This is a genomic window from Mesorhizobium sp. 128a, assembly GCF_053848025.1.
Map to the genome: position 1 here is coordinate 40,701 of NZ_JBSPKY010000019.1, position 22,011 is coordinate 62,711.

Below are 22,011 nucleotides of genomic sequence, written 5' to 3' on the forward strand. Positions count from 1 at the left end.
GGAATGACATTCCTGTTCAATTCCGATGCGCGGCGCGGGGCGATCTTCGCCGAAGCCTTCGCCAAAGAACTGCCGGACGTCCCCTTTACCATCGATGCCGCAACGGTCGATCCCAACGCGGTACGCTATCTCATTACCTGGACCGCGCCAGAAGACCTCGCCCGTTACCGGAATCTGGAGATCCTTTTTTCCCTGGGCGCAGGCGTGGACCAATTTCGCTTCGATGCCGTGCCGGCGAAGGTGAAGATCGTGCGGACGATCGAGGAAGGCATCGTGCGCATGATGCAGGAATATGTGACGCTTGCCGTGCTCGCCCTGCATCGCAACCTGCCCGCCTATCTGGCGCAGCAGCGCGCCGGCCAATGGCGCGACATCGGGCAACTCCAAGCCGGGTCGCGCCGGATCGGCGTGCTCGGCCTCGGGCAACTCGGACAGGCCGTCCTCGATCGCCTGAAGCCCTTCGGCTTTCCGCTTGCCGGCTGGAGCCGCTCGCCACGGCAGATCGAGGGCATATCCTGTCATCATGGCGAGATTGGACTGAAGGAGATGCTCGCGGCCAGCGACATACTGGTCTGCCTGCTGCCGCTGACCGAAGACACGCGCGGTTTCCTCGAAGCCGATCTGTTCGCGAAGCTGCCCAAGGGCGCGGCGCTCGTCCACACCGGCCGGGGAGCACAGCTCGATCATGAAGCACTTGTCGCCGCGCTCGACAGTGGCCACCTTGCGGCGGCGATGATCGATGTGACCGATCCCGAACCGCTGCCCGCGGGTCATCCTTTCTGGTCGCATCCGAAGTTCATCCTGACCCCGCATGTCGCGAGCGTCACCCAGCCCGCGACTGCTGCGCGCGCCGTCATTGAAAACATCCGACGCCACCGCGCTGGGCTCGACCCCATTGGGCTCGTCGACCGGTCGCGCGGCTATTGAAGTCCAACCTGAACGGCCATCCCTTGTCCCTGCTCAAGACCGTCGAAACCAGCCCTGCCTTCCCGCCGCGCGAGTCCAGGGCGCTGCCCGAACGACTGATAGCCGGCGAGCCTTCATTCAAGACCTGGGCGCAGGACGCCGCCAAGGACGATCTCGTCCACACCGGCATCTGGGAAGCGACGCCCGGCGAGACGCGCTCGATCAAGGGGGAGACTTTCGAGTTCTGCCACATCCTCACGGGCGTGATTGAAATCACACCCGATGGCGGCGAGGCGGTGACCTACCGCGCTGGCGACAGCTTCGTGATGAAGCCTGGCTTCACCGGTGTCTGGAAGACCATCGAGACGGTGCGCAAGATCTACGTGACAGTCGGCTGAAAGCGTCCGCGTGAGGTGCCGGCCCCCGCAACAGATTTTGCCGTCCCTCATCGCCAGTACGCAACAATCATCCGCGACTGATCGTCGAACGGTGCATGCTGCGCTCCTGCTCGCGCTAGGTTCCCGCAGCATGCTGCAAGGTGGTCGCCTATGAAGTTGAGCTTCGATCCGGATACCGTCTCCCTTCCTGTCGGCCATTTCATTGGCGGAGAGCTGATCGCGGCCGAGGGTGCGATCGAGATGCGCCGGCCGTCGGATGGCAAGGCATACGCCGCCAGCCCCGTGGCCGGCGTCGATATGGTCGACCGTGCGGTAGCGAGCGCCAAGGCGGCGCTGAAGGACAGCAACTGGGGCGGCGTTCGGCCGCGTGAGCGCACCAGGGCACTCCAGGCTTGGGCCGACCTTATCGAGGCGGAAGCCGAAACGCTGGCAAAAATCGAGGCGTTGTGCTCGACGCGGCCCGTCGGCCAGCTCGTTGCCGGCGACATCGCCGTGACCGCCGAGCAGATCCGCTTTTTTGCCGAATTCGCCGACAAGGAAGGCAGCGAACTCGTGCCCACGGACGATGCCACCCTTGGCATGATCATGAGCGAGCCCTATGGCGTGGTCGGCGCGATCACGCCCTGGAATTTTCCTATCTCGATGGCCGGCTGGAAGCTTGGTCCGGCACTGGCCGCGGGCAATGCGGTGGTGTTGAAGCCGTCGGAAATGACGCCCTTCTCGGCCGTCTATTTGGCAGAGCTCGCCGTCAGGGCGGGCCTGCCTACCGGGCTGATCAACGTGGTGCTCGGGGACGGTCCGACGACCGGCACGGCGCTGACCGGTCATCCCGAGATCGCCAAGGTCTCGTTCACCGGCTCGACCCGCGCCGGCTCGGCCATCATGGAGAATGTCGCCCGCACCGGCGTCAAGCCGATGACGCTGGAACTCGGCGGCAAGAGCCCGCAGATCGTCTTTGCCGATGCCGATCTGGAGAGGGCGGCGACAGCCATCGCCGGCAGCGTCACCTTCAACGCCGGCCAGGCCTGCGTCGCCGGCACGCGCCTGATCGTCGAGGGGAACGTGGCCGACAGGCTGACGGCCGCCATCCTGGAAAAGATGAAGGCGGTGCGGCCTGGCCCGACCTGGAACGAGGCGACGCAGTATTCGCCGATCATCTCGGAACGGCAGTGGGCGCGTGTCGATAGCATCGTGCGCGCCTCCGTCGCGACCGGCGGCGAGTGCCTGACCGGCGGCGGCGCCATGGACGGCCCCGGCTATTTCTACGAGCCGACACTGATCGCCAATGTCGACCAGGCCAACCCGGCGATCGTCGAGGAAATCTTCGGCCCGGTTCTGACTGTCCAGACCTTCGAGACCGAGGAAGAGGCGCTGGCGCTGTCCAGCCATCCGACCTACGGGCTGGCTTCCGGCCTGTTCACCTCCGACCTGTCCCGTACGATCCGCCTGGCACGCAAGCTCGAAGCGGGCACCGTCTGGATCAACCGCTACAGCCGCTCGCGCGACCATATCCTGCCAACTGGCGGCTACAAGCGCTCCGGTATCGGCAAGGATCTCGGCCGCGAGGCCTATCTCGCCAACCGCAGGAACAAGAGCGTCCTGATCAGCCTCTAGAGAGATGCCGATGAAGTCCTACTCGATCGCTTGGATCCCCGGTGATGGCATCGGCCGCGATGTGACCGCCGCCGCCTGGACGGTGCTGGAAACCACGGCCAGGAACTTCGGCTTTGCCCTGACGGGAACCGAGCTCCCCTGGTCCTGCCGCTTCTTCAAGGAAACCGGCCGCATGATGCCCGAGGACGGCATCGAGACCTTACGCGGCTTCGACGCCATTCTTCTGGGCGCCGTCGGCTGGCCGACGGAGGTGCCGGATTCGGTCTCGCTGCACGGCCTGCTGCTGCCGATCCGCAAGGCATTCGTGCAATATGCCAACATAAGGCCGCACCGCCTGCTGCCGGGCGTCACCGGACCGCTGCGGGCAGAAAACTTCGACATCCTCTGCATCCGCGAGAACACCGAGGGCGAATATTCGGGCGCCGGCGGACGCGTCCATCAGGGCACGCTGGACGAAGTTGCCGTGGAGACCTCGATCTTCACCCGCGCCGGCGTCGAGCGCATCCTGCGCTTCGGCTTCGAGCAGGCGCGGGCGCGTAGGCGCAAGCTCGCCTCGGTCACCAAGTCCAACGCGCAGAAATACTCGATGGTGTTCTGGGACGAGATCACGCGAAAGCTCGAGGCGGATTATCCGGATGTCGAAGTGACCAGCTATCATGTCGACGCGCTTGCCGCCCGCATGATCATGGCGCCGGAGAGCCTCGACGTCGTCGTCGCCTCCAACCTGTTCGGCGACATCCTGACCGACATCGGCGCGGCGATCCAGGGTGGGCTCGGCTACGCCGCCTCCGCCAACATCAATCCCGACCGCTCGGCGCCGTCCATGTTCGAGCCTGTGCACGGCTCCGCGCCCGACATCGCGCATCTGGGCATCGCCAATCCGATCGCCACCATATGGTCCGGCGCCATGATGCTCGACCATCTCGGCGAAGCGGATGCCGCCGGCCGGGTCATGCAAGCGGTCGAAGCGACAACCGCGCATGGCATTGGAACCACTCCGGGCAAAGACAGAACGGAGGCCATCACCGCCGCCGTCGTCGCAGCGCTCTCCTGATTGCAAGGTCGTTTTCGATGAAAAACCTCAAAGACAAAGGTCTCTTCCGCGAAGCCGGCCTGATCGGCGCCAAATGGGTCGCCGCCAGCTCCGGCAAGACGGTCGATGTCGTCGATCCGGCGACCCAGGCGGCGATCGGCACGGTGCCCGACATGGCCGGTCCGGAGACCCGAGCAGCCATCGAGGCCGCAGCGTCGGCTTATGCTCCCTGGAAGAAGAAGACCAACGCCGAACGCGCCGGTCTCCTGGAGGCCTGGCATGGCCTGATGCTTGCGCATCTGGACGATCTCGCGCTCATCCTGACGACCGAACAGGGCAAGCCGCTGGACGAGGCCAGGGGCGAGATCCGCTACGGCGCTTCCTTCGTCAAATGGTTTGCGGAGGAGGCACGCCGCATCAATGGCCACACCATCCCCTCGCCGACGCCGGACAGGCGCATCATCGTGCTGAAGGAACCGGTCGGGGTATGCGGCATCATCACGCCGTGGAACTTCCCCAATGCGATGATCACCCGCAAGGTCGCGCCGGCGCTGGCCGCGGGCTGCACTGTGGTGATCAAGCCATCCGAGTTCACGCCCTATTCGGCATTGGCGCTCGGCGTGCTGGCCGAACGGGCCGGCATCCCCGCCGGCGTCATCAACATCGTCACCGGCATGCCGGCCGAGATCGGCAACGAGATCATGGCGAACGAGACCGTTCGCAAGATCTCCTTCACCGGCTCGACGCGGGTCGGTTCGCTGCTGATGCGCGGCGCGGCCGATAACGTCAAACGGCTCAGCCTCGAACTTGGCGGCAACGCGCCCCTCATCGTCTTCGACGACGCCGATCTCGATCTCGCCGTCGAGGGCGCGCTCGTCTCGAAATTCCGCAACGGCGGCCAGACCTGCGTCTGCGCCAACCGTATTCTTGTCCAGGCTGGCGTCTATGACGCGTTCGCTGCGAAGCTCACTGCTCGAGTCAACGCCATGACGGTGGGACCCGGCACGCAGCTCGGCGTCGCCATCGGGCCGATGATCAACATGGCGGCGGTCGAGAAGATCAACCGCCATGTCGAGGACGCGCTCGCCAAGGGTGCTACGATCATCACCGAGAAGCAGGCGCTGCCCGAGGGCCCTCAATATGTCGCGCCGCTGGTGCTGACCGGCGCCACAAAGGAAATGCAGCTCGCCGGCGAGGAAACGTTTGGCCCGGTCGCGCCGCTATTCCGCTTCGAGACGGAAGAGGAGGCGATCACGCTAGCCAACGGCACGCCCTACGGCCTTGCGTCCTACTTCTACACCGAGAATTTGAAGCGCGCCTGGCGCGTCGGCGAGGCGCTGGAGTTCGGCATGGTGGGGCTCAACACCGGCTCGGTCTCGATGGAAGTCGCCCCCTTCGGCGGCGTCAAGCAGTCCGGCCTCGGCCGTGAGGGCGCGCAGGCCGGCATCGAGGAGTATCTCGAGATGAAGAGCTTCCACATGGGCGGGCTCAGCTGAGGCAATTTGGCTGAGGCCCGGCCACACCGGATCGACGGTCACTGGATCCGGTCGAGTGCCTTGTAGTAGAGGCCGACCATCGGCAGGAACCATGGCTTGCCGGAATAGCCGGGAATGGAAGGCCACTCGAGTCCCTTCATCGGATTGCGGTCTTCGCGGCCGAGCATGGCATCGGCCAGGATCATGCCGAGATGGGTGGAAAGCTGCGCGCCATGGCCGGAATAGCCCATCGCGTACCAGACCCCGTCATGGTAGCCGGCCCGCGGAAAACGGTCCTTGGTCATGTCGACCAGCCCACCCCAGCAATAGTCGATCTCGACCTTGGCGAGTTGCGGGAAGATCGCCGCGAGGCCCGCCTGCAATATCTGTCCGCTCTTCGAATCCGAGCGCTGGTCCGATGTCGCCGAGAAGCGCGCGCGACCGCCGAAGATTAGGCGCCTGTCCGGTGAAAGCCGGAAGTAGTTGCCGATATTCATCGAGGTCACGCATGTCCGGTTGCCGGGCATGGTGGCAGTGATCTCGGCGTCACTCAACGGCCGCGTAGCGATGATGAAGCTGCCGACGGAGATGATCCTGCGGCGAAAATAGACGAAATTCGGCGTGGTGTAGGCGCCGGTCGCAACAAGCACATTGTCGGCGCTGATCCGGCCGCGGGAGGTCGTCAGCTCATGCCTGCTGCCGACCTGCTTGCGATCCGTCACCGCCGCATTCTCGTGGATGATGGCGCCATGGCGGGTGGCGGCCGTGGCCAGGCCGGCGACATAGCGGCCCATATGCATCATGGCGCTCTTCTTCGACAGCATCGCACCGTGAAAGGGCGAGCCGATCTCGGATTTGAGGTCGGCCGCCGACAGCAGCGCCGTATCCGGATCCACTTCCGCATGGAGGGCTTCGAAGTTCCGGGCGATCGCTTCGAAATGCTGCGACTTGGAGGCGAGCTTCAGCTTCCCGGCGCGGCGGAAATTGCAGTCGATGCCTTCCTCGGCGACCAGCGCCTCGATGGTATCGACGGAGTCGTCCAGCGCCCGGTATAGCGCGATTGCCCGTTCCTTCCCAAGCTCCGCCTTGGCCGAAAGGTAGCTGTGAGCGAGGCCATTGTTCAGGTGCCCGCCATTGCGGCCGGATGCGCCCCAGCCCACCCGCTCTGCCTCCAGCACCGCCACCTTCGCGCCGGCCTTCGCCAGTTGGCGCGCGGCGGCGAGACCGGTGAAGCCGCCACCGACGATGACGGCGTCATAGTGTCCCTCGACCAGGCCTTGCGCTCCGCCGGAAAAGACAGGGGCGGTATCGTGCCAGTAGGAGATCAGTTTCATCGACGATCCGCCTGTTTCAAAGCCCGACCACTCCCGGAAGACCGGAAATGTCTGATATCTCGACGTAGCCATAGTAAGGGTTTGCCGGTTCGTGGCCGCGATTGACCCAGACCTTGTTCTTGATGCCGAGATCGTGTGCCGACATCAGGTCGTAGCGGAACGAGGACGAGCAGTGAAGAATATCTTCCGGGCCGCAGCCCAGCATGTCGAGCATGTATTCGAACCCCTTGAACCGGGGCTTGTAGGCTTGCGCCTGCTCGGCCGTGTAGACGGCATGGAACGGCGCGCCGAGCTTCTCGACATTGAACATGATCTGCGCGTTCATGGCGTTGGACAGGATGACCAGCGGAATTTCCTTGGCGACCTTCGCCAGGCCGGCTGGGACATCTGCATGGGGGCCCCAGGTCGGGACACGTTCATAGACCATCCTGGCGTCGTCAGGGCTGAAGGCAACACCATTGCGCTTGCAGGCCCGCTCGAGCGCGTTGTGGACGACGTCGGCATAAGGCTTCCAGTCACCCATGATCTCGTCGAGCCGATAGGCGGCGAAGTTCTTGATGAACTCCTGCATACGCGGTTCGTCGAGCCGGCTGCCGTAAAGGTCTCGCGCCGCTTCCGCCATCTGGAAATTGGTCAACGTGCCATAGCAGTCGAAGGTGATGTATTTGGGCCTGAAAGAAGCCATGTCCGTCGATCTCCAGTGGAAGCACATTCGCGTTGGGATGTATTTCATCATAGGACGGGTGGTGGCGACCTACCTGACCGAAATCGGCCTCCCGAAAGCAGAAAGTTCCGTATCCACCATCCGGTTTGGCACGCTGTAGCATCCGGTGTGTCGAACGCGGCGCCGCGCGTGAGGTGAAGCGCCTCCGCCGTGGCGGGCGCCAGCACAAGATGCGGCGCACCCCTTGCGCTACGGCGAAAGATACCGCCGAGGCCGAAGCCTTCAGACGATTTGCGACGCGCCAATGGTCGAGACTTGAGGGCAGACGGAAGGATGCCTCATGCAGCAGGGCGAGATCGAAATCCAGGACTTCGGGCCGGACCATATCGACGGCGCGGTGGCGCTTTCTCGCCAGGAGAATTGGCCGCATCGCCCGCAGGACTGGCAGATGGCGCTGCGGCTCTCCAGGGGCGTGGTCGCGCTCGACGACCGGGGCCGTGTCACCGGAACCATCCTGGTGACACCCTATGGCGCGGACTGCGCCATGATCAACATGGTGATCGTCGACAGGAACGTGCGGGGCAAGGGGCTCGGGCGCCGGCTCATGGATCAGGCCATCGCCCTTGCCGGCGACCGTCCGCTCCGGCTCGTCGCGACGACTGACGGCATGCCTCTCTATGAGAAGCTCGGCTTTGTGCCCTCCGGCACGATCCGGCAGCATCAAGGTACGGTTGCAGCGCTCGGCGCGCCCGATGGCGTGGAAGCAGCAGGCGCCGGCGATCTGCCTGACATCAAGACGCTGGACCGCGACGCCTATGGCGCCGACCGGGAAGCCCTGATCGATGCGCTGGCCGAACGCGGCCAGTTCGCAATCATCCGCCGCAACGGCGTGATTGAAGCCTATGCCGCAATCCGCCCGTTCGGACGCGGTGAGGTGATCGGACCAGTCATCGCGGAAAGCGCTGACACCGCGAAGGCCCTGATTAGCTTCTTCGCCGCGAGCCGCCCCGGCGCCTTTCTGCGCGTGGATACCGACAGCAGGACCGGCATTGCCGGTTGGCTCGAGGAAATCGGCCTCGCCCATGTCGGCGGAGGCGTGGCCATGGACCGTCCGCCCGAGAGCGTCGCGGAACAGACCAGGCCAAAAGTTTACGCCCTCGCCAACCAGGCGCTCGGCTAGGAGGACAACAATGCTCGCGAATTCCCTGATCGAACTCGACCGCGCACACCTCATCCATCCGGTCTCATCATACCGCGGCCATGAGGCGCTCGGCGTGCGCGTCTTGAAATCGGCGAAGGGCGCGACCGTGACAGACGCGTCCGGCAAGCAACTCGTTGACGGTTTTGCGGGGCTGTGGTGCGTCAACGCCGGTTACGGCCATGACAGCATCGTCGAGGCCGCGGCCCGGCAGATGCGCGAGCTTCCCTACGCCACTGCCTATTTCGACCTCGGCTCGGAGCCGGCCATCCGCCTCGCCTCGGAGTTGGCCGAGCGCGCGCCCGGGGATCTCAATCACGTCTATTTCACGCTCGGCGGGTCGGACGCGGTCGACAGCACGATCCGTTTCGTCCGCTATTACTGGAATACCAGGGGCGAGCCGAAGCGCGACCAGTTCATTTCCATCGAGCTGGGTTATCACGGGTCATCGGTGGTCGGCGCTGGCCTGACCGCATTGCCCGCCTTTCACGCCGGTTTTGGCATTCCCTTCGAATGGCAGCACAAGATCCCCTCCCCCTATCCCTATCGCAACCCGGTGGGCGAGGACGGCAACGCGATCATCGCCGCATCGCTCGCCGCGCTGAAGGCCAAGATCGAGGAGATTGGACCGGAGCGGGTCGCCGCCTTCTATGCCGAGCCGATCCAGGGCTCGGGCGGTGTCATTGTCCCGCCGAAGGGCTGGATCAAGGCGGTGCGCGAACTTTGCCGGGAGTACGGCATCCTGTTCATCGCCGACGAGGTGATCACCGGCTTCGGCCGCACGGGACCTCTGTTCGCCTGCACGGAGGAGGACATCGTTCCCGACTTCATGACGACCGCGAAGGGGCTGACTTCCGGCTATGTTCCTATGGGCGCCGTGTTCATGGCCGATCATGTCTATAACGTCATCGCCGACGGCGCGGGCGCTTCGGCGGTCGGCCACGGCTACACCTATTCCGCCCATCCCGTCAGCGCCGCCGTCGCGCTCGAGGTGTTGAAACTCTATGAAGGCGGCCTGCTGGAGAATGGCATCAAGGCCGGCGCTCGCCTGATGGCGGCATTGGAAGGCCTGAGCGGTCACCCGCTCGTCGGCGATGTTCGCGGTCGCGGGATGCTTGCCGCAATCGAACTTGTGGTCGACAAAAAGAAGAAGACACCGCTTCCCGCATTGGCCATGCCGGCGCGGCGCGTCTTCGACAGGGCGTGGGACAATGGCCTGATCATCCGTGCCTTTGCCAACGGGGTTGTCGGCTACGCTCCCCCGCTCTGCTGCACGGACGACGATATCGACGCGATCGTCGAGCGCACGCGCCGGACGCTCGACCAGACGCTGGACGATGCCGACGTCCGCCAGGCCCTGGCATGACGGGCGACGAATACCACGTGTTTCGAAATAGCGCCGGGGCAGACGATTTCGCAATTTTGTGCCGCAGCCCAGCGCCTTTTCGGCGAATCCAGCGCGGGGGAAGTGCCAGACTGCTTATAAGACAAGGCCAGAAGCCTCGAATTTCCGGGTTTTTGAAAAGGCCGATGCCCCGGACAGCACGGAATTTTGTTCTGTTCAGCACCATGCAATTCGGCCGCGCGCAGAGGAGAGCCAGTCTTGGCCAGGGGCTTTAGCGAATTCAAATACATGACCTTCGACGTCGTCGGCACGCTGATTGACTTCGAAGGTGGCATCACGACCTGCCTGGCCGGGATTGCCGCCGACGCTGGCGTGTCCGTCGATGGCGAAGCCGCGCTGGCCCTGTATCGGCAGGCCCGCTACATGCCCGATGCGGGCCTGTTCCCTGACGATCTCGTACGTGTCTACATGGTCATCGCGCCGCAACTCGGCCTGCCGGCCGAGGAGAAATGCGGCGTCCGCCTGCGGGACTCCGCCAGCGCTTGGCAAGGCTTTCCCGACAGCGCAGCCGCATTGTCCGAGCTTGCGAAGTCACACAAGCTGATCGCCATGACCAATGCCCGGCGCTGGGCGCTCGACCATTTCGAGAAGCAGCTCGGATCGCCCTTCTTCGCCACCTTTACCGCCGACGATACAGGAACGGAGAAACCGGATCCGGCGTTCTTCCAGAAGGTCTTCGATTTCGTCGCCTCCCGGGGTAACAGCAAGGACGACATCCTGCACGTCGCGCAGAGCCAGTATCACGATATTGGCATATCCCGGGCGCTTGGCTTGACCAACTGCTGGATCGAACGCCGGCACGCCCAGAAGGGCTATGGCGGCACGATCGAGCCGGAGCGCTTCACCGCGCCGGACTACCACTTCACCTCAATGGCCGCATTGACGGCGGCCGTGCGGGAAAGCCTGAAGGAACGAACCTGAGCCCAAGCCCGGAAAGCCGCGACAAGACGAGCATCCCGACCAAACAACCAGAAAGGGGAATAACATGACCGACAAGATCACGAACTGGACCAGCGCAGACGATGCCATGGTCGAAAACGCCATCCGCCGGGGCGCAAGCCGCCGCGAACTTCTCAAGATGCTGTTGGCCGGCGGCGCCGCGGTTGCCGCGGGCAGCCTGGTGCTCGGCCGCGCCACCAATGCCGTCGCCGCTGAGCCGGTTTCCGGCGGTACTTTCAAGGCCGCCGGCTGGTCGTCATCGACCGCCGACACGCTTGATCCGGCAAAGGCGTCACTCTCCACCGACTATGTCCGCTGCTGCTCGCTCTACAACCGCCTGACTTTCCTCGACAAGGGTGGCGTCACGCAGATGGAGCTCGCCGAGAGCTTCGACAGCAAGGACGCCAAGACCTGGACCGTGAAGCTGCGCAAGGGCGTCACCTTCCACGACGGCAAGGACCTCACGGCCGACGACGTCGTCTTCTCGCTGAAGCGTCATCTTGATCCGGCGGTCGGCTCCAAGGTCGCCAAGATCGCCGCACAGATGACCGGCTTCAAGGCGGTCGACAAGTCGACCGTGGAAATCACGCTCGCCGACCCGAATGCCGACCTGCCGACCATCCTGGCGCTGCACCATTTCATGATCGTCCAGGACGGCACCACGGACTTCTCCAAGGGCAATGGCACCGGCGCTTTCGTGCTGCAAACCTTCGAACCGGGCGTGCGTTCGGTGGTCACCAAGAACAAGAACTACTGGAAGTCGGGCAAGCCCTATCTCGACTCCTTCGAGTTCATCGCCATCAGCGACGACAGCGCCCGCGTCAACGCCCTGCTTTCCGGCGACATCAATTTTGCGGCCTCGATCAATCCGCGTGCGATGAAACTCATCGGCGGCCAGGAGGGCTTCGAATTGTCGAAGACGACTTCGGGCAACTACACCGACCTCAACATCCGGCTCGACATGGATCCGGGCAGCAAGGCCGACTTCGTGGCGGGCATGAAGTATCTCGTCAACCGCGAGCAGATCGTCAAATCGGCATTGCGCGGACTCGGCGAAATCGGCAACGACCAGCCCGTCTCGCCGGCCAATATCTTCCACAATCCCGACGTCAAGCCCAAGGCTTTCGACCCGGACAAGGCGAAGTTCCACTTCCAGAAGGCAGGCCTGCTCGGCCAGTCCATCCCGGTGATCGCTTCCGACGCGGCGACCTCGTCGATCGACATGGCAGTGATCATCCAAGCCGCTGGTGCGGATATCGGCATGAAGCTCGACGTCCAGCGCGTCCCGGCCGACGGCTACTGGGACAACTACTGGCTCAAGGCGCCGATCCATTTCGGCAACATCAATCCGCGCCCAACGCCGGACATCCTGTTCTCGCTCCTCTACGCTTCCAACGCGCCGTGGAACGAAAGCCAGTACAAGTCCGAGAAGTTCGACAAGATGCTCATCGAGGCGCGCGGCTCGCTCGACCAGGCCAAGCGCAAGGAGATCTACGGCCAGATGCAGGCTATGGTCTCCGAGGAGGCCGGCACCATCATCCCGGCCTACATTTCCAACGTCGATGCGCTCTCCAGCAAGGTGAAGGGTTTGGAAGCGAACCCGCTCGGTGGCATGATGGGCTATGCAATGGCGGAATATCTCTGGCTCGAAGCCTGAGAGAAGCCAGCCGGGGGCCGGTCAGCCAGCCCCCGGCACTTCATTGCGCAAGATTGCTTGGCCGAACAATCGCAGGGAGCGCTTCCATGACATCTGGGGTTCTCAACCTCGTGCTGAAGCGGCTGGGGATCGCGGCCGTCACGCTTTTGATCGTGCTGTTCGCTGTGTTCTTCGCCACCAGCATGCTGCCCGGCGACACCGCGTCGATCCTGCTCGGCCAGGCAGCGACACCGGAAGCGGTCGCCGGCCTGCGCGAGGCCATGCATCTCAACGATCCGGCGATCCTGCGCTTCCTGCTCTGGCTTGTCGGCCTGCTCCACGGCGACCTCGGCACCTCCTATGCCAACGAGATGCCGGTCGCGACACTGATCGGCGGACGCCTGGTCAACACTATGAAACTCGCGGGCATCACCACGCTGCTCTCGGTGCCGTTGGCGCTGACGCTCGGCATCACCGCCGCCATGCTACGAGGCTCCGTCTATGACCGCACCGTCACCATCCTGTCGATCGGCATCATCTCCGTGCCGGAATTCATGGTCGCGACCCTCGCGGTCCTGCTCTTCGCCGTTTATCTCAAATGGCTGCCGGCGCTGTCCTCGGTCAACGAGGCGCATTCGCTGACCGACCTCGTGCGCATCTATGCAATGCCGGTGATCACGCTCACCTTCGTCATCTCTGCCCAGATGATCCGCATGACCCGCGCCGCGGTGATCGAAACGCTCTCTACGCCTTATGTCGAGATGGCGCTTCTAAAAGGCGCCTCGCGCGGCCGCATGGTGCTGAGGCACGCGCTGCCCAACGCGCTCGGGCCGATCGTCAACGCGATAGCGCTCTCGCTGTCCTATCTGGTCGGCGGCGTCATCATCGTCGAGACGATCTTCAACTATCCCGGCATCGCCAAGTTGATGGTCGATGCCGTCGCCACCCGCGACCTGCCGCTTATCCAGAGCTGCGCGATGATCTTCTGCCTCGGCTACCTCTTCCTCATCACCGCCGCCGACATCGTCGCCATCATGTCCAACCCGAGGCTCAGATGACGATAGCGCGCGCGACAACCTCCCGGCGGTCCTTCCTGGGTCACAGCTACAGCCTCGTCGGCGTCGTGGCTGCGCTGGTCATCCTGGCCTGGACGCTCATCGCGATCGTGGCGCCCTATGTCATTCCCCATTCGATCGGCGACATTGTCGACGACGACTATTTCGGCCCGATGCGCCAGGGACTGTGGCTCGGCTCGGACTATCTTGGGCGCGATATGCTCTCGCGGGTTCTGATGGGCGCCCGCTACACCGTCGGCATATCGCTCGCCGCCGTCTCCATCGCCTGCTTTTCAGGTGTCGTGCTGGGGATGATCGCGGCCGTCACCGGTGGTTGGCTCGACACCTGCCTCAGCCGCTTCCTGGACGCCATGAACTCCATCCCCAGCAAGCTGTTCGGCCTTGTTGTCGTCGCTGCGGTCGGCTCGTCGATCCCGGTGCTGATCCTGACCCTGGCCGTCATCTATATCCCCGGCGCTTACCGTTTCGCGCGCGCGCTCGCCGTCAACATCAACACCATGGACTTCATCACCGTCGCCCGTGTCCGTGGCGAGAGCACCGCCTACCTCATCGGCTCCGAGATCCTGCCCAACATCATCCGCCCGGTGCTTGCCGACTTCGGCCTGCGCTTCGTCTTCATCGTGCTTTTGCTCTCCGGCCTGTCCTTCCTGGGGCTCGGCCTGCAGCCACCGCTCGCCGACTGGGGCGCGCTGGTGCGCGAGAACATCGGCGGCCTGCCCTTCGCGGCCCCCGCCGTCATCGTGCCGTCGCTGGCAATCGCCAGCCTCACCATCAGCGTCAACCTGCTGATCGACAACCTGCCGCAGAAGATCAGGGACCGGGACGCATGAGCAATCTCGTCGAGGTCAGGAACCTGAGGATCGAGGCGAAGACCGACTCCGGACGGCTTGTCGAAATCATCAAGGGCGTCAGCTTCGATATCGCCGACGGCGAGATCGTTGCCCTGATCGGCGAGAGCGGCTCCGGCAAGACGACAGTAGCGCTCTCGCTCATGGGCTATGCGCGGCCCGGCTGCCGGATCGTCGGCGGCGAGATCAACGTCAACGGCAAGAACATGGCTGCCCTTTCCGAAAAGGAACGCGCCAGGCTGCGCGGCACCGACATTGCCTATGTTCCGCAAAGTGCCGCCGCCTCGTTCAACCCTTCCTCTACGATCATGGAGCAGGTCATCGAGGTCACGCGCATCCACAAGCTGATGCCACCCGAGCAAGCGCGCCAGCGCGGGGTCGAGCTGTTCCGGGCCTTGTCGCTGCCAGATCCGGAAGGGATTGGTGCGCGTTATCCGCACCAGGTTTCGGGCGGGCAATTGCAGCGGCTTGCAGCGGCCATGGCGCTCATCGGCGATCCCAAGCTGATGATCTTCGACGAGCCGACGACAGCACTCGACGTGACGACGCAGATCGACGTGCTGAAGGCATTCAAGTCGGTCATGCGGGCGGGCGGGATAGCGGGTGTCTATGTTTCCCACGACCTCGCGGTCGTCGCCCAGATCGCCGACCGCATCGTGGTGCTGAAAGGCGGCGAAGTGCAGGAGACCGGCACCACGGCGGACATCCTTTCGGCCGCCCAACACCCCTACACGCGCGAACTGCTGGCCGCCTTCGAACCGAAGCCGCGGCAAGCGCGTGCGGACGCGGATACCGGGACGAAACAGCTGCTGCGTATCGACAATGTGACGGCTGGCTACGGCGCGGTGCGGGATGACGGACTGCCCCTAATCCGCGCTGTCGATTCTGTCAGCCTCGTTGTCGAGAAAGGGCGCAATCTCGGCATCATCGGCGAATCCGGCTGCGGAAAATCGACGCTGGCGCGCGTCATCGCCGGCATCCATCCGGCGGCTGCCGGTGACATCGTCTTCAACGGTGAGGAACTGCAGCGTGCCGCCAGGAAACGCAGCCAGGACCAACTGCGCGAGATGCAGATTGTCTTCCAATATGCCGATACCGCGCTCAATCCCGCCAAGCCGGTGGAGGACATCATCTCCCGCCCGCTGGCCTTCTACCACCGGCTCGACAGGCAGGCGCGCTCGAAGCGCGTCGATGAGCTGCTCGACATGGTGCGCTTGCCAAGGCGCCTGCGCTACCGTCACCCATCCGAGCTCTCTGGCGGCCAGAAGCAGCGCGTGAATTTCGCGCGCGCGCTGGCGGCCAACCCCAAGCTCATCATCTGTGACGAAATCACCTCGGCCCTCGATACGGTGGTGGCGTCCGCCGTGATCGAGCTGCTCAAGGAGCTGCAGCGCGAGCTAGGCCTCTCCTACATCTTCATCAGCCACGACCTCTCCGTCGTCGAGGCCATCTGCGACGAGATCATGGTCATGTACAACGGGGAACGGGTGGAGAAGATCACGCCCGACAAGCTGACGGCGCCCACCCACCCCTATTCCAAGCTTCTGTTCTCTTCGGTGCCGAAGCTCGACCCGACATGGCTCGACGGCCTCGTCCGCGACCCCGAACTCGTCAGCCAATACGGCCACCGATAGAGCGGTTCGCCATTTCACGGAAACCGCGAACCGCTCTATCCCTTTCCTTTTTGACGCAATTCCAAAGGGAAAGCGTTGCGCGCTTTTCCCGGGAAAACCGCTTCACACTTTTCCTGGAATTGCTCTGACTACATCGGAAACAGGCTGGGCAGCGGCATGTGCGCCTTGACGATGGGGGATTTCAGCACCACGAAGCTGAAATACTTGTCGATGCCGATATCCATGTCGGTCAGCCGCTCCATGATCGTCTGATACTCACTAATGCCGGAGGTCACGAATTTCATCAAATAGTCGTAGCCGCCCGACACAAGATGGCATTCGATGACCTGCTCGATCTTCTCCACGACAGCGAGAAAGCGGGCGAAGTCAATCTGACGATGGTTCTTCAACGTGATTTCGGTGAAAACGGTCAGCGTCTGGCCAAGCTTGCCTATGTTGATCTGCGCGGAATAGCCTTCGATGTAGCCTTCCGACTGGAGTTTCTTGACCCGCATCAGGCACGGGCTCGGCGACAGATGCACCAGATCGGCCAGTTCCACATTGGTGATGCGACCGTTCTTCTGCAATTCGTGCAGAATTTTGATGTCGATCCGATCCAGTTTCACGGCCGTCTCCAAAGATCGCATACCGCAGCACAAAATGCTGCTGCACCCATAACCATCGACACTACCACAGCCCGCTGGCCTGTCCATCCAAGCGGATACCGCTTTGAAACGCAGCGTCTCCCGATTTCAATCGAACAGCCGGAATAAAATTCTGCATCGGCCTCAACTGCAGCAGCGGCTGCCTGCGCAACGCGCTAGATTGGCGCTTGAAGGTAGAGGGACGATGCGCGCGCCGCTGCAGCAAATCGAAACATCTGGCGAACTGCCACAGTCCGCGGACGCCGTGGTGATCGGCGGCGGCATTGTCGGTGTCTTCGCGGCCTACTACCTGGCCAAACGCGGCATGAAGGTCGCTCTTGTCGAAAAGGGGCGCATCGGCGCCGAGCAGTCCAGCAGGAACTGGGGATGGTGCCGCCAGCAGAACCGCGACGCCCGCGAACTGCCGATGGCGACCCGCAGCCTCGATCTGTGGGACAGCTTCGCGGTTGAAACCGGAGAAGGCACCGGCTTTCGCCGTTGCGGCCTGCTCTATCTCAGCAATGACGAGGCGGAACTCGCCGGCTGGGCGCGCTGGCGTGACTTCGCCAGGACGGCCGGCGTCACCACGCACATGCTCGACGGCGCCAAGGCCAGCGAGCAGGGTCGCGCCACGGGCCGGACCTGGAAAGGCGGCGTCTTCTCGCCGACTGACGGCACCGCCGATCCGTCGCGGGCCGCGCCCGCTGTCGCCCGCGGTATCCTCAAACTCGGCGGCTCCGTGCACCAGAATTGCGCAGCGCGCGGTATCGAGACCGAGGCCGGCCGCCTCAGCGGCGTGGTCACCGAAAGTGGGACGATCCGGACGAAGCTGGCCGTCCTGGCCGGCGGCGCCTGGGCCTCCTCCTTCTGCCGGCAGTTCGGCTTTCGCTTTCCGCAGGCGTCGATCCGTTCCTCCATCCTGTCCGTCTCGCCGGGCGCAGAGGGGCTGCCGGATGCGCTGCATACGGCAAGGATCTCGGCCACGCGTCGCGGCGATGGTGGCTACACCCTCGCCATAAGCGGCCGTGGCCGCGTGGACGTCACGCCGCAGCAACTGCGCTTCTCGTCGCAATTCCTGCCGATGTTCCTGAAGCGGTGGCGAAGCCTCGCGCCCGGCGGTCTTCAGGGCATGTGCTCGGGCCACGAAACGCTGCGGCACTGGCGGCTTGACCAGCCGACGCCGATGGAGCGCATGCGCATCCTCGACCCGGTCCCGGATCGCGCGACCATTCGGCTTACCCACGCCCGGGCGCTCGAGCTGCTGCCGGCACTGCGCCAGACCAGGATCAATGCGGCCTGGGCCGGCTACATCGACAGCACGCCGGACGGGGTGCCCGCCATCGGAGAGATCGATACTGTGCCGGGTTTCTTCCTGGCTGCCGGATTTTCGGGACATGGCTTCGGCATCGGGCCCGGCGCTGGGCATCTTGTCGCCGATCTGGTGACTGGGGCGGAGCCGATCGTCGACCCGACATCCTATGATCCCCGACGCTTCGACGCTTCGGCCTGGGGGAAGGTCGCCGATTTCTAGGACGTGATCCATGCCGTCCGTGCACGGCCTCCGGAACTGCATCAGCCGTTCCGGAGAAAAGCGCCGATAGGCGCTGGCCGGACAGGCGCCTGCCCGCGAAACCGGCCGACAGCGTCGGGCGTGCAGCCGGCTTGCGCCGCAACGAGCTCGACGGCAGCCAAATGGCAATAGCGCCCCTGGCATCGCCCCATGCCGACGCGCGACAGCGATTTCGCCCTGTTGGCTTCGCCGCCGCCGAAATCCACACTCTGGCGTATGTCTGTGGCAGTCACGTTCTCGCAGCGGCAAACGACCGCGTCGTCGGGGAGCGCCTGCACCATCGCGGCCGGCCAGGGAAAGGCCCGAGCCAGGCCGCGGGCAAAGCGCTCGAGCCGCGCGAGCTTGCGCAGATCGGCGCTTGCGGAAGGCAACGGATGTCCGAGATCGGCAAGGCATGCCGCCGCCGCGAGACGCCCCGCGATCTCCGCGCCGTCAGCTCCAAGAAGACGAGCCCCATCGCCTGCCAGGTAAATGCCATTGCCGGCACGACCCATCTCGTCGGTGTTTGGCAGCCATTGCCGCCACTGCTCGTCATAGGTGAAGGCGCATCCCGAGAGGTCGGCCAGATGCGTCTCCGCCCGCAGGTGCCAGCCCATGCCGATCATGTCGCATGGAGTGAGGCGCTGCCTTCCGCAGGCGTCGCGCCAGCGCATCGCTGTGACACCTTGTTGGTCGGCCTCGATTCGTTCGAGCGTCACACCCGCATGGTAGCGGCTGCCGAGCCTTGCTCGCAGGGCCAGGCCGCGCAGCGCAACCAATGGCCGGGCAGCAAGTCCCCGGGCCCCTCGCATCTGCTGGCGCCAGGGCGAGGTATCGAGCGCCGCCGCCACATCCGCTCCTGCCTTGATGAGCTGGGCGCCGACCAGCGTCAGCAAAGGCCCCGATCCGACGAGCACGATGCGCCGCCCGAGCGCCACGCCCTGCGCCTTGAGCGCGATCTGCGCTGCGCCAAGGCTGTAGACACCGGCGTTCTGCCAGCCCGGCACCGGGGCGACGCGGTCGGACGCGCCGGTCGCAAGGATCAGGCGGTCATAGAAGACCACCTGCACGCCGCCCTCCCCCAGCACGTGCAGTCGCCCGTCCTGCACGGCGATGACCGAGCTCGCTGCGCTCTGGGTGAGCCGCCCCTCTGCTGCCAGCCGGTCGAAGAGCGAATGCAGGGCCTCCGCCTTTGCAGCCTCCGATCCGTAGAGCTGCTTCGCGGTACGGGTGAACCCGGCTGGCGGGCGCCTATAGATCTGCCCGCCCGCGCGCTGCCCTTCGTCGATCGCGACCGGATGGAGTCCCGCCTCGACCAGCGTCGCGGCCGCCCTTATGCCGGCCGGACCGGCGCCCACGATCACGACCCGCGGCGACGAGGTCTCGCTCACGGCCAGCTCTCCTGTGGCGTCGTGCGCAACCGCATACCTTCGCTGACAAGTGCCGAGCACGCCCGCATGCGCGGGCCCTCGTCCTGCCATACCCAGCAATCCTGGCAGGCTCCCATCAGGCAGAAGCCGGCGCGCGGCTCGGGTCCGAACTCGGATTTTCGCAATGTGTGTCCTGATGCCAGCATGGCGGTCAGCACGGTGTCGCCAGCAAGGGCGCCGCGCACCTCACCGTCGAGAAAGAAATGCACCACTGCGCGGTCGCGCTCGGCCAGCCGGACGATGCGGCCGGCGGTGATCATTCCGCTGCCTCTCGCACAAGGCGAGGACGCGGAAGTTCGGGGAAGCGTTCGCAGACCGCATCGAACGCCGCCTGGACGCCTTCCGGTCCCGAGCGCCCTTTCATGCGACGGAATATCTCCGTCTTGGCGAAAAACCGCCAATGGATCGGCAAGTCCCACAGTATGGCGGTCAGCAGGTCATAGGCCGCCGGCGTCCACTGCGCTTCGTAGCCATCGCGCTCCGGGCCGAAATGGAAATGGCCGGCGGCTGGCCCCTGCCGCGCGCGCAGTCTTGCCGTCGCCTGCACGTCGACCTCGCCGTCGCGGATGACGACCCCATAGTCGCGCTCGGCAGCCGTTGGCGAGACATAGCCACGCCGCACATCCTGCGCGACGCGCCAGGGCTCGCGCTCACACGGATCGCCGCGCCCGCCGCCTCCGGCGGAGCGGATATCGAGCACGTCACCAGGCTGCAGCACCGCCGTGTCGATGTTGCCCAGCCGCCGCTCGTGCTCGGTCCCTGGATTGACGACCATGTCCGACAGGCCGGCCGCCTTGCCGCCCAGCACGCCCCAGGGACGAAAGAAGCTGCGGTCGCGGTTGCGCGCCGTGATCCTGGAGTCGGGGGCGAAGACACGGAAGGCCATCTCGGTCGCCAGCCCGCCGCGCCAGCGGCCCGCACCGCCGCTGTCCCTGGCGAGCCCGTATTTCACGAATTCGACCGGGGTCTCGGTCTCGGTGATCTCGATCGGCGTGTTCTTGAGATAGGCTGCATCCGCGCCCGATCCATTGGTCCCGTCGCGATGCGGCATCGCGCCGCCGCCGCCCACCACGGGATTCACCGCCGTGATGACAGTCTTGCTGGTGGTCCGTTCGTCCGTGGTCATGACATTGACGATGCAGTTGTTGCCGGCAGGTGCTGCGGGCAGGCGCTCCGGCACCGCTTGCGAGAAGGCCCCGAAGATGACCGACCGCAGCCGGGCGCAGGTGAGCGAGCGCATGCCCACCGCGGCGGGATGGACCGGATTGAGCACCGAACCTTCGGGCGTGATGCAGGTGAACGGCCTGGTGAGGCCCGTATTGAGCAGGATCTTCGGGTTGAGCGTGTAGAGCACGTAGTAGACGCCCACCAGCAGCATAGTGTGTCGCGGGTCGCCGCCTGAAGGCACGTTGAGCGAGGAGCCGAGTTGCGGATCGGAGCCGGTGAAGTCGAGCACCGCCTCGTCGCCTTTGATCGTCAGCGTCAGCTTCAGCCTGCAGGGATTGGCCTCGACCGAATCCTCGTCGGCATAATCGGCGAACTGCCATGTGCCGTCGGGCATGGCGCGCAGCACGTCGCGCGCCTGCGCCTCCGCATGGTCGAGAAGCGCGGAAACGCCCTCGATGAAGCCGGCCTTGCCGAACTTCCTCACCATCGCCTGGATCTTGCGCTCGCCGGTGTTGAGCGCGCCGACCAGCGCGTTGATGTCGCCGATGTTGAGGTCGGGCTTGCGCACATTGGTGCTCATGATCCGCAGGATCATCTCATCGAAGACGCCCTCGTTCACCAGCTTCATCGGCGGGAAGCGGATGCCTTCCTGATGGATTTCGGTCAGCGCCCGGCTGAGCGAAGCGGGCACCGCACCCCCCATGTCGGTGTTGTGGATGTGCCCTCCGGTCCAGGCGACGATCTCGCCATCGACGAAGACCGGCTTCCACAGATGCGTGTCGGGCGCATGCGTGGCGACGTGGCCGGAATAGGGATCGTTGGTGAAGGCAACGTCCCCCGGCCGGTAGTCGTCGACCATCGCGATCGCGCGGTGATAGGAAAGCCCCGGATACCAGGTGGCGCCGAGTTCCATCGGCACGGCGAAGGTCGCGCCTGAACGGTCCATGAGCATCACCGTAAAATCCTGCGTCTCCTTGACGAAGGCGGAGTGCGCCGTGCGGTGCAGCGTATGGGCCATGTTCTCGGCGGCCGCGCGGGCGTGGTTCGCCAGAACCTGAAGGTTTGTCCGGTCAAACATGGCT

Annotated in this window: 20 protein-coding genes; 14 read left to right on the plus strand and 6 right to left on the minus strand. The window is 64.6% G+C overall.

Annotation, left to right across the window (positions count from 1 at the left end; all coding sequences use genetic code 11):
* The first annotated feature begins 3 nt into the window (after positions 1 to 3).
* From ACWTU9_RS26200 to ACWTU9_RS26220, 5 genes are all read left to right on the plus strand, one after another.
* Positions 4 to 927 carry a 2-hydroxyacid dehydrogenase gene (locus ACWTU9_RS26200; protein WP_455860844.1) on the plus strand — a complete coding sequence of 308 codons (924 nt, stop codon included), beginning with the start codon at positions 4 to 6 and terminating at the stop codon, positions 925 to 927.
* Between the two features lie 23 nt (positions 928 to 950).
* Complete coding sequence (locus ACWTU9_RS26205) at positions 951 to 1,304, plus strand: cupin domain-containing protein (RefSeq protein WP_455860921.1); 354 nt, start codon at positions 951 to 953, stop codon at positions 1,302 to 1,304.
* A gap of 150 nt (positions 1,305 to 1,454) precedes the next feature.
* Positions 1,455 to 2,918, plus strand: coding sequence for an aldehyde dehydrogenase family protein (locus tag ACWTU9_RS26210; protein WP_455860845.1), 1,464 nt, complete (start codon positions 1,455 to 1,457; stop codon positions 2,916 to 2,918).
* 10 nt (positions 2,919 to 2,928) lie between these two features.
* The gene (locus tag ACWTU9_RS26215; protein WP_455860846.1) at positions 2,929 to 3,972 is read left to right on the plus strand and encodes a tartrate dehydrogenase; all 1,044 of its coding nucleotides are present in this window, start codon (positions 2,929 to 2,931) and stop codon (positions 3,970 to 3,972) included.
* A 17-nt stretch (positions 3,973 to 3,989) separates the two neighbouring features.
* Positions 3,990 to 5,447 carry an NAD-dependent succinate-semialdehyde dehydrogenase gene (locus tag ACWTU9_RS26220; RefSeq protein WP_455860847.1) on the plus strand — a complete coding sequence of 486 codons (1,458 nt, stop codon included), beginning with the start codon at positions 3,990 to 3,992 and terminating at the stop codon, positions 5,445 to 5,447.
* A gap of 38 nt (positions 5,448 to 5,485) precedes the next feature.
* On the opposite strand, the gene ACWTU9_RS26225 is transcribed toward ACWTU9_RS26220, so the two are convergent.
* Both ACWTU9_RS26225 and ACWTU9_RS26230 read right to left on the minus strand, forming a co-directional pair.
* Positions 5,486 to 6,760: an NAD(P)/FAD-dependent oxidoreductase gene (locus ACWTU9_RS26225; protein WP_455860848.1), complete on the minus strand. Its 1,275-nt coding sequence runs from the start codon at positions 6,758 to 6,760 to the stop codon at positions 5,486 to 5,488.
* A gap of 16 nt (positions 6,761 to 6,776) precedes the next feature.
* The gene (locus ACWTU9_RS26230; protein WP_455860849.1) at positions 6,777 to 7,445 is read right to left on the minus strand and encodes a haloacid dehalogenase type II; all 669 of its coding nucleotides are present in this window, start codon (positions 7,443 to 7,445) and stop codon (positions 6,777 to 6,779) included.
* Between ACWTU9_RS26230 and ACWTU9_RS26235 the strand changes: the two genes are divergently transcribed.
* The 8 genes from ACWTU9_RS26235 to ACWTU9_RS26270 all read left to right on the plus strand — a co-directional run bounded on the left by ACWTU9_RS26235 (position 7,444) and on the right by ACWTU9_RS26270 (position 16,160).
* Complete coding sequence (locus ACWTU9_RS26235) at positions 7,444 to 7,584, plus strand: hypothetical protein (RefSeq protein WP_454585463.1); 141 nt, start codon at positions 7,444 to 7,446, stop codon at positions 7,582 to 7,584. The genes ACWTU9_RS26230 and ACWTU9_RS26235 overlap by 2 nt on opposite strands.
* A gap of 180 nt (positions 7,585 to 7,764) precedes the next feature.
* Positions 7,765 to 8,604: a GNAT family N-acetyltransferase gene (locus ACWTU9_RS26240; RefSeq protein WP_455860850.1), complete on the plus strand. Its 840-nt coding sequence runs from the start codon at positions 7,765 to 7,767 to the stop codon at positions 8,602 to 8,604.
* 10 nt (positions 8,605 to 8,614) lie between these two features.
* Positions 8,615 to 9,988 (plus strand): aminotransferase class III-fold pyridoxal phosphate-dependent enzyme, encoded by a 1,374-nt coding sequence (locus ACWTU9_RS26245; protein WP_455860851.1) that lies wholly within the window; start codon positions 8,615 to 8,617, stop codon positions 9,986 to 9,988.
* 267 nt (positions 9,989 to 10,255) lie between these two features.
* Positions 10,256 to 10,948 (plus strand): HAD-IA family hydrolase, encoded by a 693-nt coding sequence (locus tag ACWTU9_RS26250; RefSeq protein WP_455860852.1) that lies wholly within the window; start codon positions 10,256 to 10,258, stop codon positions 10,946 to 10,948.
* Positions 10,949 to 11,012: 64 nt separating this feature from the next.
* Positions 11,013 to 12,623, plus strand: a complete 1,611-nt coding sequence (locus ACWTU9_RS26255) for an ABC transporter substrate-binding protein (RefSeq protein WP_454585466.1) — start codon at positions 11,013 to 11,015, stop codon at positions 12,621 to 12,623.
* Between the two features lie 86 nt (positions 12,624 to 12,709).
* The gene (locus ACWTU9_RS26260; protein ID WP_454585467.1) at positions 12,710 to 13,660 is read left to right on the plus strand and encodes an ABC transporter permease; all 951 of its coding nucleotides are present in this window, start codon (positions 12,710 to 12,712) and stop codon (positions 13,658 to 13,660) included.
* A complete protein-coding gene (locus ACWTU9_RS26265; RefSeq protein WP_455860853.1) occupies positions 13,657 to 14,508 on the plus strand; it encodes an ABC transporter permease in 852 nt (283 codons plus the stop codon). Before ACWTU9_RS26260 ends, ACWTU9_RS26265 begins: the two co-directional genes overlap by 4 nt.
* Complete coding sequence (locus ACWTU9_RS26270) at positions 14,505 to 16,160, plus strand: ABC transporter ATP-binding protein (protein WP_455860854.1); 1,656 nt, start codon at positions 14,505 to 14,507, stop codon at positions 16,158 to 16,160. The genes ACWTU9_RS26265 and ACWTU9_RS26270 overlap by 4 nt, the downstream gene beginning before the upstream one ends.
* A 128-nt stretch (positions 16,161 to 16,288) precedes the next feature.
* On the opposite strand, the gene ACWTU9_RS26275 is transcribed toward ACWTU9_RS26270, so the two are convergent.
* Positions 16,289 to 16,765 (minus strand): Lrp/AsnC family transcriptional regulator, encoded by a 477-nt coding sequence (locus tag ACWTU9_RS26275; RefSeq protein ID WP_192259777.1) that lies wholly within the window; start codon positions 16,763 to 16,765, stop codon positions 16,289 to 16,291.
* A gap of 223 nt (positions 16,766 to 16,988) precedes the next feature.
* On the opposite strand from ACWTU9_RS26275, the gene ACWTU9_RS26280 reads away from it, so the two are divergent.
* On the plus strand, positions 16,989 to 18,314 hold the full coding sequence (locus tag ACWTU9_RS26280) for an NAD(P)/FAD-dependent oxidoreductase (RefSeq protein WP_455860855.1): 1,326 nt from the start codon (positions 16,989 to 16,991) through the stop codon (positions 18,312 to 18,314).
* 41 nt (positions 18,315 to 18,355) lie between these two features.
* Here the strand turns inward: ACWTU9_RS26280 and ACWTU9_RS26285 are convergent, their stop codons facing one another.
* From ACWTU9_RS26285 to ACWTU9_RS26295, 3 genes are read right to left on the minus strand one after another with little or no spacing between them, the layout of a single operon-like run.
* Positions 18,356 to 19,723: an FAD-dependent oxidoreductase gene (locus ACWTU9_RS26285; RefSeq protein WP_455860856.1), complete on the minus strand. Its 1,368-nt coding sequence runs from the start codon at positions 19,721 to 19,723 to the stop codon at positions 18,356 to 18,358.
* Positions 19,720 to 20,022: a (2Fe-2S)-binding protein gene (locus ACWTU9_RS26290; RefSeq protein WP_454585472.1), complete on the minus strand. Its 303-nt coding sequence runs from the start codon at positions 20,020 to 20,022 to the stop codon at positions 19,720 to 19,722. Before ACWTU9_RS26290 ends, ACWTU9_RS26285 begins: the two co-directional genes overlap by 4 nt.
* Positions 20,019 to 22,007 (minus strand): hydantoinase B/oxoprolinase family protein, encoded by a 1,989-nt coding sequence (locus ACWTU9_RS26295; protein WP_455860857.1) that lies wholly within the window; start codon positions 22,005 to 22,007, stop codon positions 20,019 to 20,021. Before ACWTU9_RS26295 ends, ACWTU9_RS26290 begins: the two co-directional genes overlap by 4 nt.
* Positions 22,008 to 22,011 lie beyond the last annotated feature (4 nt).